Origin of the sequence: Mesorhizobium sp. M0159 (assembly GCF_040322295.1) — a bacterium.
Lineage (GTDB): Bacteria > Pseudomonadota > Alphaproteobacteria > Rhizobiales > Rhizobiaceae > Mesorhizobium.
On the sequence record NZ_JAMYTF010000057.1, the window covers coordinates 1 to 12,800 of the forward strand.

9 protein-coding genes are annotated in these 12,800 nt (G+C 61.2%); 1 reads left to right on the forward strand and 8 read right to left on the reverse strand.

Annotated elements, in window-relative coordinates; translation table 11 throughout:
- A partial coding sequence (locus tag NKJ32_RS30685) for a hypothetical protein (protein ID WP_352828321.1) occupies positions 1-227 on the forward strand: 227 nt, incomplete at its 5' end.
- Between the two features lie 307 nt (positions 228-534).
- On the opposite strand, the gene NKJ32_RS30690 is transcribed toward NKJ32_RS30685, so the two are convergent.
- The 8 genes from NKJ32_RS30690 to NKJ32_RS30730 all read right to left on the reverse strand — a co-directional run bounded on the left by NKJ32_RS30690 (position 535) and on the right by NKJ32_RS30730 (position 12,724).
- Positions 535-1,677 carry an MFS transporter gene (locus NKJ32_RS30690; protein ID WP_352594643.1) on the reverse strand — a complete coding sequence of 381 codons (1,143 nt, stop codon included), beginning with the start codon at positions 1,675-1,677 and terminating at the stop codon, positions 535-537.
- Positions 1,678-2,900: 1,223 nt separating this feature from the next.
- Complete coding sequence (locus NKJ32_RS30695; RefSeq protein WP_352829866.1) at positions 2,901-3,938, reverse strand: YncE family protein; 1,038 nt, start codon at positions 3,936-3,938, stop codon at positions 2,901-2,903.
- A gap of 569 nt (positions 3,939-4,507) precedes the next feature.
- On the reverse strand, positions 4,508-4,834 hold the full coding sequence (locus NKJ32_RS30700) for a MocE family 2Fe-2S type ferredoxin (RefSeq protein ID WP_352594581.1): 327 nt from the start codon (positions 4,832-4,834) through the stop codon (positions 4,508-4,510).
- Between the two features lie 68 nt (positions 4,835-4,902).
- A complete protein-coding gene (locus NKJ32_RS30705) occupies positions 4,903-5,844 on the reverse strand; it encodes a substrate-binding domain-containing protein (protein ID WP_352594583.1) in 942 nt (313 codons plus the stop codon).
- Positions 5,845-5,949: 105 nt separating this feature from the next.
- Positions 5,950-6,954: a sterol desaturase family protein gene (locus tag NKJ32_RS30710; protein WP_352594585.1), complete on the reverse strand. Its 1,005-nt coding sequence runs from the start codon at positions 6,952-6,954 to the stop codon at positions 5,950-5,952.
- 7 nt (positions 6,955-6,961) lie between these two features.
- Entirely contained in the window at positions 6,962-7,753 is a 792-nt protein-coding gene (locus NKJ32_RS30715) for a 3-methyl-2-oxobutanoate hydroxymethyltransferase (protein ID WP_352829868.1), read from the reverse strand.
- A gap of 262 nt (positions 7,754-8,015) precedes the next feature.
- Positions 8,016-9,023 (reverse strand): LacI family DNA-binding transcriptional regulator, encoded by a 1,008-nt coding sequence (locus NKJ32_RS30720; protein WP_352825689.1) that lies wholly within the window; start codon positions 9,021-9,023, stop codon positions 8,016-8,018.
- Positions 9,024-10,447: 1,424 nt separating this feature from the next.
- Complete coding sequence (locus NKJ32_RS30730; protein ID WP_352708787.1) at positions 10,448-12,724, reverse strand: PAS domain S-box protein; 2,277 nt, start codon at positions 12,722-12,724, stop codon at positions 10,448-10,450.
- Between the last annotated feature and the right edge of the window lie 76 nt (positions 12,725-12,800).

The following is a 12,800-nucleotide window of genomic DNA, read 5'->3' on the forward strand; positions in this document are numbered from 1 at the left end:
CGCTTCTTTGGGTTCGATTGAGAGGAAAGATCATTAAAGAAGATCGTGGTGAGATAAATTGCGGGTCGGCACAACGTGAGCCAGGGCAAGCGCTGTCTCGCCGGAAATTTCTTAAGGTGTCGATGACCGGCGCGGCGATTTGCCGGTGCAGGTGTCCTTCCTGCATGACAGGTCAGCCTGCGGCGCGCGGCGCCGAAACAACCCCAAAGCCTGTGGCGCTTTATTAGGATGTTCCAAACAAAGGTCGCCGCTGTGCCGGGTGCACCCATTTCCTGAAGCCGAATGCATCCGAGATTGTCGCGGGTGAAATCAGCCCCGATGGTTGGTGCCGCTTTTACAAAGCACGGCCTACCTGATCGGCAGAGCCCAGCGGAGACTTTCGTTGTCTGCTGCGCTGCGGGTGATGGTCTGCAGGCATCGCGTCGAGGATGTCGGGTCACATTAGGCATTCGACAAGTCCGGAGTCAGAGCCGAAGTGATCGACGACCTTTCCAACATTTGCCTTCGCGATTGACCCCTCCCGCTCAAGAAATATCAGCGTTCCTCTGGCGGCTTGACGTTCTGGAACTGCATCAGCAGCAGCAGATCATAAATGATTTTGAGTGTGCCGCAGATGAGGAGGGGCCATGCCCGGAACGAGGCAGCGAACAGAGCGCCCGCCAGGGCGGGACTGGCTGCGGCAGCCAAACTGCGCGGGACCGATGTGAAGCTCGCGGCGGCTGCCCGCTCCGCCTCCGTGACGACCGCCATGACGTAAGATGAGCGCGTCGGGACGTCCATCTGCGAAAGCGCGGCACGGATCAGCAGCAGGGCGAGCGCCAGAGGGAGCGTCGGCGCAAGCGCCGCCAGCATCAGGGCGATGCTGGACGGAATGTGTGTGAACACCATCGTGTTGATGAGTCCGATGTGCCGCGACAGCCAGGCGGCAACGGGGAATGAGAACGCCGAAAGGACGCCGGACCAGAAGAAGAAAAAGCCCGCTTCCGAAAGCGACAGGTCGAATTTTTCGAAAAGCCACAGGGCAAGCAGCGACTGGACGAGGAAGCCGCCGGCAAAGGCATCAAGGCTAAAAAGGGCCGCAAGCTTGAAAACGATATTCCGCGAGGGGCCAAGCGCGGACGTGCTGCCGGGGTCCGACGTTGGACGGCGCTGCGGGATCTGCGCGTAAAGGAGACCGCCGAGCAGGCCCAGCAACGCATAGAGCACGAACATCGCCTTGATGCCGGTGAGTTGATCGAGGCCGGCTGGAGCCAGAAGATCAGGTGTCGCCGAAGCGAGCGCGCCAACCGCGGCTGCGAGCGCACCCACAAGGCTGTAGCGCGCGAACATCTTGGTCCGCGCGGCGTGGGTGACTTCGCGTGTGAGCACGGCATGCTCTAAGGGCACGAATACGCTGACGCTGCCGGCCGACGGATTGATGGTGCCTGCGAAGGCGATCACCAAAAGCAGCGCGTAGTCGTGGACCACAGCAAAGGCCACACCCGTGGCGACCATCAGACTGGCGGCGGCAAGCAGGAGTTGGCGGTGATCGTGTCGGGCACCAAGGAGTCCGACGGCGATGGTCAAGAGCGCTGAACCGAGCAGCGATGCGGTTGCAATGATGCCGACCTGCAGAGGCGCGAAGCCTAATGCGAGGAGATAGACCGGCAACAGAACGGCCACGAAGCCGTCGCCCATGTCGCGCAAGGCTCGGGCCGCGAAAAGATAAGTCGCCGGGCGGATCTGCTGCACTGATCTAGCCTGCCCTCATCACCTGCGTTGGCGTCAACGGCTTTGGCAGCGTCGCTCGACAGGGCCGGAAGATCATGACGGAGTCGCGTTAGACTTCCAACGAGGTGAATATCGGTTTCAATCCTCAGGCTGCTGCCCAACAATGCTGAATCATATCGTGTCAACGGCTTGCAACGACCGAAGACGCAACTGGCGCATATTGCGCTTGGCTGTCAAGGTCGGGAATAGGGGCAGAACCTGCCCGTGACCTTGCATACAGGGCGTGCGGACACCAAGCTCCACCCACTTCACCGTGCCGATCGTCATATACACCAACGCGCGTCGCCCCGGTTGTCCTCAGGTCGTCCTCGAGTTGGCCCGCGTGAATTCGCGGCGCGGGACGGTCGGCAACGGAGATGGCGGCGCGCTCTGTCTCGAAGAGGTCCTGCGTCTGTCGCAACTTGAAAAGAAGGCTGCCATCGCGGAAGAAGTTCCGTCAGATCGCGGTCTCGGAAGCGGACGTTGCGTCGCAGTCATGACCAATTGAACCGGACAATCCAACCTACCCACGTCTTACCAAGTTAGGACCGGTGATCCCAGCAGCGCCCTCCGCAACAAATTCGAACCTGGTTATCAAGCGTCACCGCCCTGCGCGGCAGGGAAGATTCGTCACCTGATGCGCGAACACGATCTACAGCCGAGGATCAGGCGGCCCTTCGTCCTCACGACCGGACAGCGATCACGACCGCCCTTCCGCAGTCCCTGTACGACTCACTTGCGAAACGCAGCCGGTGCACGTCTTCACCTCCAGCCTGATGATGCCCTTCAAAGGCTTCGGTGATTTTCTCGTATTCCGATTGCGACATCTCTGGAAGACGTCGGGTAAAGGCCACCATCGCCCATAGCTCTTCCTGGTTGTGCGTTGGACCAAACGCAGGCATCCCGGTCATTTTATGCCGTTTTGCATGATCCAATAGAGCTCAGCATCATCCAACAAGGCGTAATCGAGTCGACCGTCGGCATGTACGGCGATTTGCAAGGTATCGCTGGAAACGTGATGCAAGAAATTGAGGGCTTAGAGGTCCTGGCCATTGAAGCATCTCCGCCCGGTGCCGAATAGGCAATCGGTGTGCAGCTCAACAGGAAAACGATTGGCAATCTGGAGCGTGTCGTCCACACGGGTGCGCACCTCAAGGTGTTGGACGAAACGCCCAGATTGCCGGCAGCTGCTCTCCGCTCGCTCGAACCGCGAGAAGAAGCAGGTCAAGCGCGGGAACAAAGAGCGAAGTGCGTGCACCGGACGCAGTCGGAATATGCGCGATGCGTCGATATGGCGGGTCCCAGGTATCCATCACGTCAATGAATCCGTCTCCGCAGCTGATGTAGGCTCGCTGCCGTTTCGAATCGACGAAAACATCGTCGGCATCACCGCAAATCTTCGCAGTCGCGACGAGCGAACCGTCTCCCATGGAGAAGATGCCGAGCCACGCAGGGTGGCGAAAAGCTATAAGGACGTGCTGGTGAGGGTCGTCCAACGCCATCGGAAAATTACCGGCTAAACCGGCGGTCGGCCAGGTTGCGATTTGAGCCAGTGATGTGCGGTCGACGACCGCGATTGAATGTATGTCCGGCAGGTTCACAAAGGCGTGGCTCGTCCTCGCGTCGAGCTGAAAACTTTCGGGATGCGCCTTTAGCGGCACATCGCCGGTTTTCCGGTTAGTCGTGGGATTGATGACAGCCAGCGCACCGCTGCCATACCCTACAAAGACCCGATTGGTCGCGCTATCCACGCGAACATTGTCGGCATCTTCCCCTAGGTCGACTTTCCCGATAGCGGCATAATCGGCTCCTCGAAACAATCGAACCGAGCCGTCGCCGGCATTCGCGACATACAGGGTGTCGGTCCCTTGCAGGTAGGCGACACCTTGTGGTTCCCGTAATCCCTTGATTGTGCGAAGCACGGTTCGATGGGTGAGATCGACCACCGCCATGCTGTTGTTGCCGAGTTCTGCAACGAACAAGCGCCGCCTCTTTAAATCGATCGCCATGTGATCGATGCGGCCGCGCACATCTCCGAGTGGGATTCTGGCCTCGAGCCGTAATGGCGGCTCCGTGCCTTGGCCCGCAGCGTCAAACGTCGCAACCGGCAGGTTTGCCGCAGCCATCAAAGCAGTTGCGACAATTCGCGACAATAAGTGAGGTGCAATCGAAAGGAACGTACCATTCACGCGCGCCATCCCTCAATAGGATCTTGCGCAGTGCTTGGACGGAAGCCGTCTGACGGGGAGACTGCTCATCCCCTCAGTTCAGATTAGGCCAATGACCTCTTGATTACAAGCGACGGGCAATTGGATAGTGTCGCGGATAGAACTTCGGCTTTGGGTGGTCGACTCCGACCGTTCGACCTCTGATGTCCAGCATCAGATTTTTACCATGACGTAACCAAGCGATAGCGGCACTGATTACTGATAGCGCGGAGCCAAGGACGCAGCCATGCCCGCTGATGGTCGTATCAGGCTGTAGCGCGAACGGCAGGTTTGGAGAAACGCAATGAAGGTCGGCAAATGGCGCCACCATGACCTCCAGTGGGGTCGCCTGCGATGTCAGTTTTCAGGAAACGGCAAAGCTGATCTCAAAGTGCGATATCAGGCGCGTTGCCGCCTGGCGGTTTTGGGCCGAATAGCGGACCGGCAGTTTTCAGGCAGAAATAGTCGGAAGCGCACATTTAGGCACGCCGCTTGCATAGTAGTTAACTGACCGAAGCGGTACGGGAGCAGGTCGACTGCCCCACCAAGCCTCAGGCTCCTGTCACTGGCATCGCAACCAGGATGGAGCCCTCTTCGACCCTCGCAGGATAGGTCCTGAGATTGACACAAGGCGGCAGCCGCTTTGCCGCGCCGGTGCGATAGTCAAAGGCGCCCGCGTGCTTGGGGCATTCGACCTCGTAATCCATGACCAGTCCGTCGGCGATGTGTACCGCTTCGTGCGTGCATAGGCCGTCGGTGCAGAACACTTCATCATAGGGCGAGCGGAAGATGGCGTAGGTACGGCCTTCATGGTCAAAACGGCGGGCACCTTCCTGTTCGATATCGTCGAGGCCGCAGACCGTGATCCAGCTGGACATTTTTTCCTCTATGAGTTGCGGTCGGGCCTCCGGAACGGCAATGCCGCCCGGAGGCTCCGGTCCTGGGATCAGTTCTTGTCGAGGTAGTCGGCGGCGTTGGCCGAGGTCACCAGTTCGAACGGCACGTAGACGACGCGTTCGACCTTCTCGCCCTTGGCCAGCGCGAGTGCGGCGTCGACGCCGCCGCCACCCTGGCCCTTGGCGTTCTGGAACACGGTGACCGCGAGATCGCCGGCCTTCATCGCCTGCAAGCCGTCCTGTGTGGCGTCGATGCCGCCGACGACGACGTTCTTCATGTCGACGCCGTTGGCCTTGAGCGCCAGGATGGCACCGATGGCGGATTCGTCATTGTTGGCGATGACGGCGTCCGGCGCGCCGCCGGCGGTCAACCAGTTGGTCATCAGGGTCTGGGCATTGTCGCGCGACCATTCGGACGACTGCTTGTCGACGATCTTGATGAAGTTGCACATGTCGGTGCCGAAGATCTGCTCGACATCCTTGGTCCGCTGCAGGGCCGCCTGGTGGACGAGGCTGCCCATGACGATGTAGGCTTTGGCACCTGCCGACTTGCCCTTGGCGCGCAGCATCTTGCACACCTCGAACGCTTCCAGCGTGCCGGACTCCACCTCGTTGGAGCCGACATAGACCTGTTTCTCCGGCAGATTCGCCATGTCTGACGGTTCGAGGTTGACGAAGACCAGTGGGATGCCGGCCTTGGCAGCTTCCTCGCTGAGCGTCCTTGACGCATTGGTGTCGACCAGCGTGACGATGATGGCGTCTACACCGGTGGCGATGAAGTTCTTCACCTGGTCGAGTTGCTTGGCGACGTCATTCTGCGCGTCCTCGACCTGGATGCCGGCGCCCTTCTCCTTGGCGCGGGCCTGCATGCCGTCCCTCAGCAACGTCTGAAAATTGTTGTCGAAGTTGACGATGCTGACGCCAATTTTTGCAGCCATCGCATTGGTCGACATCAAGGCCGCCAACGCGGTCGAAATGAAAAGCTTCTTCACGGTTTTCCTCCCTTGTGGATGGAGTGCCGGTTCACCCCTCCTTTGACTTCCGGCCCTTGCGGGATGGCTTGCGCGGACGCCTCGCTCGGCTGTCTGATCGGGCTGTCATTGGGCGGCGTTGGCGCGCGCCTTCTTCTTCTCGTAGCGGGCCTGCATGCGGGCCTCGCCTTCCTTGCTGCCGTCGTGGAAAGTGCCCAACCATCGGTCGAACGGAATGAGGCCGTCGCCGTAGTTCACCTCGAAATATTTGTGATGGAGGTAATGGATGTAGGCGTGGCTATCGATGCTGGTGTCCTCGCCGAGTTCGACCTTGTCGAAGCCGACATGACCGGGAATGGCGCCGAAGCCGGCATAGTGGAGCTGGTAGAGCGCAAGCAGCGGGTTCGACGGGATGACCAGGTGCCAGAGTGCAACGCCGAGATAACCGAACTGCTCGACGGGATGCATCGACAGCGATGACCAGGGCGACGGGTTGACGGAGTTGTGGTGCACCGAATGCACCCATTTGTAGAGCGGCGGCCAGTGGATTGCCCGGTGCAGCAAGAAGAAATGCGTCTCGTGGATGATTGGCACTACCAGCGCCAGGCAAAACAGGTAGACGGGATGCTCGGCGACTGTCAGCCACGGCGCGTAGCCATTGGCATAGGCGTAGAGGATCGCGACCTCGATCGCCGTCCAGATCGGCATGCCGGTGCCGAAGGTACGCAGCATGTTGTCGAGGTTCTGGTTCTCGAAGAAGAAAGCCTTGCTCTTCTGCTCGGAGGGCCATTTGCCGTTGTATTTGAAGCGATTGCCCTGGACTCTCAAAATGTAGAGCCTGAGCTCGAAGACGCCGAAGAAGACAAGCAGCGCCGCGCAGTTGACGAGGAAGAGCCTGAAGATCCATCCGACGCTCAGCGTCTTCATGACCTCGACGTCGGGCAGCACGTAGTGCCACCACGCGACCGCCGAGAGCGCGAACAGCAGATTGTAGGGCAGGAAATAGTGCGGCAGCCATTTCAACAGCGCCAGCGGACGAGGCGGAAAGGCGAACAGCGGCGCGGTGCCTGCCGGCTCGCTCGGAGCCCAGTCGCCTCTTTTGTTGCGCGTGCCGTATTTCAGGTCGTCCATGTCGATCTCACAGGGATTGGGAAAGGGTGAGGAAGCGGTCATAGGCGGCATCGTCCATGTCGACCTGGTGCTTCGCTTCGGGATAGGCGCCGGCTGTCACATCGCGGCCGAAGGCGCGGAAGGCGGCGATGCGCTTTTCCTGCAGTTCGGCGTCTAGTGTCACGAAATCGGCATAGCGTTTGGCGTGGCGCGGATAGTGACCGGTGTGGGTGCCGAGCACGTCACTGGAAAACAGGTACTGCGTGTCGCAGGCGCTGCCGCAGCCCATGCCCATGGTGATCAGTGGGGTCGAGCGCGTGATGTGATCGGCAAGCCGCACCGGCACGACCTCGACCTCGATGCAGGCGGCACCGGCATTCTCAAGGTCCTTGGCCGCGCGGAGCACCTTGAAGGCTTCTTCGGCGGTCTTTCCAACGGCGCGAAAATTCGTCCAAGTAGCGCGGTTCGGCACCAGGCCGACATGGCCGGTAACCGGAATGCCCTCGGCCGCCATCGCCTCGATGAAGCGCGGTGAATGCGAGCAATAGACGGCGTCGGCGCCGCGCTCGATCATGTCAAAGCCGAGCCGTACCGCCTCGTCGGGCGAGGCGACCGCGCCATGCGGCATGCCGACCGACAAGAAGGCGAAAGGCGCCGCCTCACGGATCAATTCCAGATTGTGGTCGGACTCGCTGGAGAGGATTACGATATCGCAGGCGACAGCCGCGGCGGCCTCAGCCGGGGTGTCGACGTGAAGCTGCAGCCATTTGCGGCTGCCCTTGGCGCTCCTCAGATCGTAGGCCGTCAGCCGTCTCGTCACTAGTCGTCCTCCCTTCGCGGAGCGCCATTGCATGTGAAAGAATGCCCCCTCACCCGGATTGCCATCCGATTTGTGGCAATCCGACCTTTCCTCGAGGGGAAAGGGAGATCGTCTGCGCTTGGCGCCAGCCTCTTCTCCCAACGGGGAAGGCGGATGCAAAGCGGCTGGATGAGGGGGCGAACTTCATATGCGATCCCCGTCCGTTCGCAGGGAGTTAGCACCGTGACGGAGGCGAAGCTCGCTCTATCTTGATCAAATCAGATCAAAGGTTCTCGGCAGTGAAGGTGACGAAGCGGATCGGCGGGTTTTCGACTTGCAGGTCGTGCAGGTTCAATGTCGCCAGCACGAGGTCCATGGCTCGCCTCGCCTGCGCCTCGGGTGCCTGGTCGAGCACGACATCCATCGTACCCTCGCGAAGTGCAACGGCGCTGCGCTCGGTGAGCTCGTGGCCGACGAAGAAGACCTGGCGTCCGAGCGGATTTCGGCGCAGGACATCGTTGAGCGCCGAATTGGCGCCGCCTGCATTATAGAAACCGGCAAGGTCCGGCCAGCGCTTCAAGGCTTCAAGAAGCTGCTCAGCGTTGCGGTCTCCATCGTCATGGCCGAACAGCGCCCCGATCGGTTCGAAATGTTCGGTCGCCGTCTCCATCAGGTAGTCGAAGAAGCCGCGCACGCGGTCGCGGTGCACGCGGTAGATCTGGCTGTGGCAGACCGCCACCACCTTGCCTGGCCGCCTTTGCATGCGCGACAACAACAGCCCTGCCATGCGCCCGGCGGCATAATTGTCGATACCGACATAGGCCCCGCTGGTGCCGGAAATCTCAGTGACAATCTGCACGGTCGGGATGTTTTCGGCCTCGAGTTTCCTCAAGGCGGCGCCAACCAGCGGGTGGTCGGGAACTGCGAGGATCAGGCCGGCGCGGCGCATGTCCGGATCAAGGATGCGCCTGGCGATCGCCGCCGGGTCCGCCTCGTCGAGAAAGGTGCGGTGGACGGCGATGGAACGATCGAGCGTCGCGGCGATGCGCTCGAAAGCGCGAGACAGTCGGGCAAAGAAGGTGGCGTCCGGACGCACCAGGATGACCTCGATCCTGATCACCCCGTGATGAGCTTCCGGCAAGCGGCGAGGATAGTCGAGCGAGCGAGCGGCGGCGACGACCTTCTCGACAGTGGCAGGCGTGACGCCACCCCTGCCGTTCAGCACGCGCTCAACCGTCGCCGTGCCAACCCCGGCGCGGCGGGCGATGTCAAGAAAGGTGGGCTTTGGAATCTGGTCACCTCCCAGTCACGAAGCCGAAGCCTAGCCAGCCGACTCCGCTTTTCCAAGACCGATGATTTGCCGACTCCTCAAAGGGCCCATCCCAGGGATCTACGTCATCGAATGCACCGGTCCGGCTGTCGGTTGCTCCTGAGCTTTGAGAATGTCGGCTTCTGGGTTACCCGTGCATTCCGGGAACGAGAAAATTGAAGCCCGGCCACTCTGCGGGGCGCGACAATCATCGAAGCACACCGTCAGTCCAAGGCCGCTCGCGGAGATAGCCAGCCATCATGCCCATATCTATTAAAGGGGTCGGAACTCGGTCGTTTTAGAGTGATTTGGGTTTTGGCGGCTAGAGCGGCCCCGCATGAGGTGGTCCGGACTGTGAACGAGGGGGTCGGCAGAGCGCGTCTCATAGGAGGCCCACCCCCGCCGAACAAACCGCGGCGGGCGGGTCCTCGGGGACACGATGGTAGATCGCCAATGCGTTTATGGGTGTGGCCTTAAGTCGCAAACTATTGGCTTCAGAAGCAGGGCGTCGGGCTTCATTGACGGTGCTGCCAACACCATATGGTGATCCATAGCCTCCCAAACGAGAGAAGCTCGCCCCTGACGGGTCGCACTGCGGCCGTCAGCCGGCAATTGCTGTGAACTAGGAAACCATCATGATGCCTGAAAATATCAGACTAACTTCGCGAGACGTCCCCCTCATTCAGCTAGGCCTCTATCAGTGCCGCTTCCCGGTGAGCGAAGACCCTTCTGTACCCGGCGGTTATCGTTTTTGTGCTGGGCCAACTTCGCCGGATCGCGTCTACTGCGATCACCACCACAACATTGTGACCGCCGTGGACCCTCGTCGAGCCCGTTCGGGTCTCCACCTCGCTCAACGACGCGCCGCGTAAGTCTGACTGGCGGCGGCCTCCCGGCCAGGCGCTATCCGCTCCAACGCCTTGGCTACGACCTTTCCGTCGGCTCGGTCTGGCGCATCCTCCCTTATGCCGTCTTCGCCGATGTATCCCCCGTCGCCCGATTGAGAACGACGACTTCTCGCCGAAGCGATCGCTTCGGAATGCCGTCGTAGCCCGACCGGAAGCTTAGTGTGCTTTTGTAGAGGTCGAGGGTCCAATCCAACGTCTGGACTCCACTGGAGTGCCTGCACTCGAGAGCGATTGGCTCTCCGGCAGCCGATAAGGACCCAAATGCGCCAGGAGCTGCCATTCCCGGCGCTTCTCCAAACCTGACCTTCGCGCTAGGGCTTGAGTCGACCCGATTGAGACGTAGGACGCTCCATCGCGGTATAATCAGAGCCCATGCGCCAACGCAGTGTCGATGATGAAGGCTTTATGCGGTATTGCGCGAGCAAGCTGGACTGCGATGCGTGTTCGCTGAAGCTGCGGTGTTGTCCGAAGGCGCCAGCGCGCAAAGAGGGTCGTTGGCTAGCGCGGAACGTCTGCCAACGAGCTTAGTGCCCGGCGGATGGAATCGCGCGAAAACGGCTTCTCGACAACTGGTCGACCGGCCCGTTCAAGGAAGCGCGCCGCAGCGCCGCCGAGCGTGTCGCCGGTAACGAAAACGAATCGCTCCGCTATGCCCGGGCTTGCCTGACAGGCCCAGTCGAACAAGGCGGGGCCGTCGATGTTCGGCATCCGCAGATCGCAAAAGATCACATCGAAAACAGCACTCATCAGCGCTGCCTTGGCGCCGGCGCCGTCCTCGACGATCCTGACGGCAAAACCTTCAGCCTGTAGTAGTTCTGCCATCGTTTCTCCAACCTCCCGCTCGTCATCGACCACAAGGGCGGTGCAACCGATGCCCGCGACCGAGTGCGCCGCAACACCTTCGACTGAATCTGACGAAGTGCAGGCCTCCACCGGCAAAAGCAATCGGAAATGCGCGCCGTCCGCACGGTCAAGCAGGGCCAGCCGTCCATTGTGCGACTGCACCACGCCGAGCGAGAAAGCGAGCCCGATCCCGGTGCCCGCACCCTGAGCCTTGGTGGTAAAAAACGGATCGAAAATGCGATTCCGGATCTCGGCGGGCACACCGGGGCCATTGTCGGCGATCACGATCTGGAGGTCATTGCCTTCAAGCGCCGTTTCGATCTCGATCCGCCGCGGTCCCGGTATCTCCTGCAGGGCGTGTTGCGCGTTGACGATCAGGTTGTAGAACACCTGATGCATCTGGTCAGGGTCAAGTTCCAGAGGCGGCAGGCCCTCGGCGAGCCGGCATTGCACCTCGATGCCTGCCGTGCGCAAACCGTAGCCGGCGATATCCAGAACCGCGCGGATCAGATCGTTGACGTCGATACTGCGGCGCTCCGGCTGGCGTTGTCGCGCCATTGCCAGGAAGGTCTTCACGATGCGCGCGCAGCGCTCGGCGGCGAGCCTGATCTTGCCGGCCCGCTGTGCGTGGGCGGTTCCGGCTACAAATTCTTCCAGCAACTGGGCCTGCGCGACGACGACCGCCAGGGGGTTGTTGAGTTCGTGCGAGACGCCGGCAAGCAGCGAACCAAGTGCGTTGAGCCGCTCGCTCTGCGCCAATGCCTCGCGCGACCGCGCCAGTTCGGCTTCAGCCGCCTTGGTTGCGGTGAGATCAAGAATGCTGCCGACGATCACCGGTCGGTCGTCCATCTCGATGTGGCGCCAACTCAGCGACACGGGAAACGCGGAGCCGTCCAGACGCCGAAGTTGAGCCTCCACGCCGTCGGCGCGCGGCTGCTGACGTGACAGGGCTTTGAGGCGCCGATAGTCTTCCCGTGTGGCGAACCAGCGGTGCTGCCGGAAGCGGTCCTCGTCATCCGGGCCTATGCCCATGATCTCGCGGAAGGCGGGATTGGCGCTAATCAGCTGCCTCGTTCGCGAGTCTATGAACACGACCGGAACCGGATGATGGTGAGTGAGGTCTCGGAAGCGCCGCTCGCTTCGCAGCAGGCGCTCGGCCGCGCGCTTCTGCTCGGAAATGTCAATATCGAAGCCGCCGATGCGCGCCTGCTGCTGATCGGCCCCCAGAACGGGAAAGCGGACGACAAGGCTCCAGGCATAGTCGACCGCGTTGTTTAGAAATTCCTCGATTGCAATCGCCTGTCCCGATTCCAGGACGCGGCGATCGTTTTCCGCGATCATCGCGGCCTCCTGGGGTCCGAAAATGTCGGCCGCGCTTAATCCGATCGCGCTCTCGGCCGGCCGGCCGAAGACCTTTCCCATTTCGGGATTGGCGATCAGATAGCGCCCGTCGGTATCCTTCAGGTACATGCCTACGGGAGCATGCTTCATGAACGCCGCCAACCGGGCTTCGCTGGCACGCAGAGCGGCGTCGGCAGCGTGGCGCTGCGACAGGTCGCGCAAGCTCGCCGTGAAGAAACGACGTTTGCCGCTCCGGGCTTCGGTGATCGTTAGTTCCACCGGAAACTCGGTGCCGTTCGCTCGCATGGCAGTCTGCTCTGTTCGACGCCCGAGCAACCGCGGGGCGCCACCCGCAAGATATGCCGCAAGCCCGTTTGCGTGCGCCTTGCGCAGATGCGGCGGGACGATGAGCTCCGAGATCTGTCTGCCGACCGCTTCAGCGCGCGAATAGCCGAAGGTCGCCTCGGCCGCTGGGTTGAATTCCACAACCAATCCGGCTTCGTCCGTGACGATCACGCAGTCGAGCGATGAGCGAACCACCGAAGCGAGGATCGCCTCTTGGAATGCGTTTTCGGCGTCGTCTTCTTGCAAGGGCGGGCGCTCCGTGACGACCCGTCGGAACGCTGGCCGTCGGGCAGGCAAGAATGTCGATTATCGTGAGTTCCGG

Coding starts and splice junctions, on each gene's coding strand:
- NKJ32_RS30710 (WP_352594585.1), bottom strand. CDS start 6,954: ATGGACGACCTGAAATACGGCACGCGCAACAAAAGAGGCGACTGGGCT.
- NKJ32_RS30700 (WP_352594581.1), bottom strand. CDS start 4,834: ATGTCCAGCTGGATCACGGTCTGCGGCCTCGACGATATCGAACAGGAA.
- NKJ32_RS30690 (WP_352594643.1), bottom strand. CDS start 1,677: ATGGGCGACGGCTTCGTGGCCGTTCTGTTGCCGGTCTATCTCCTCGCA.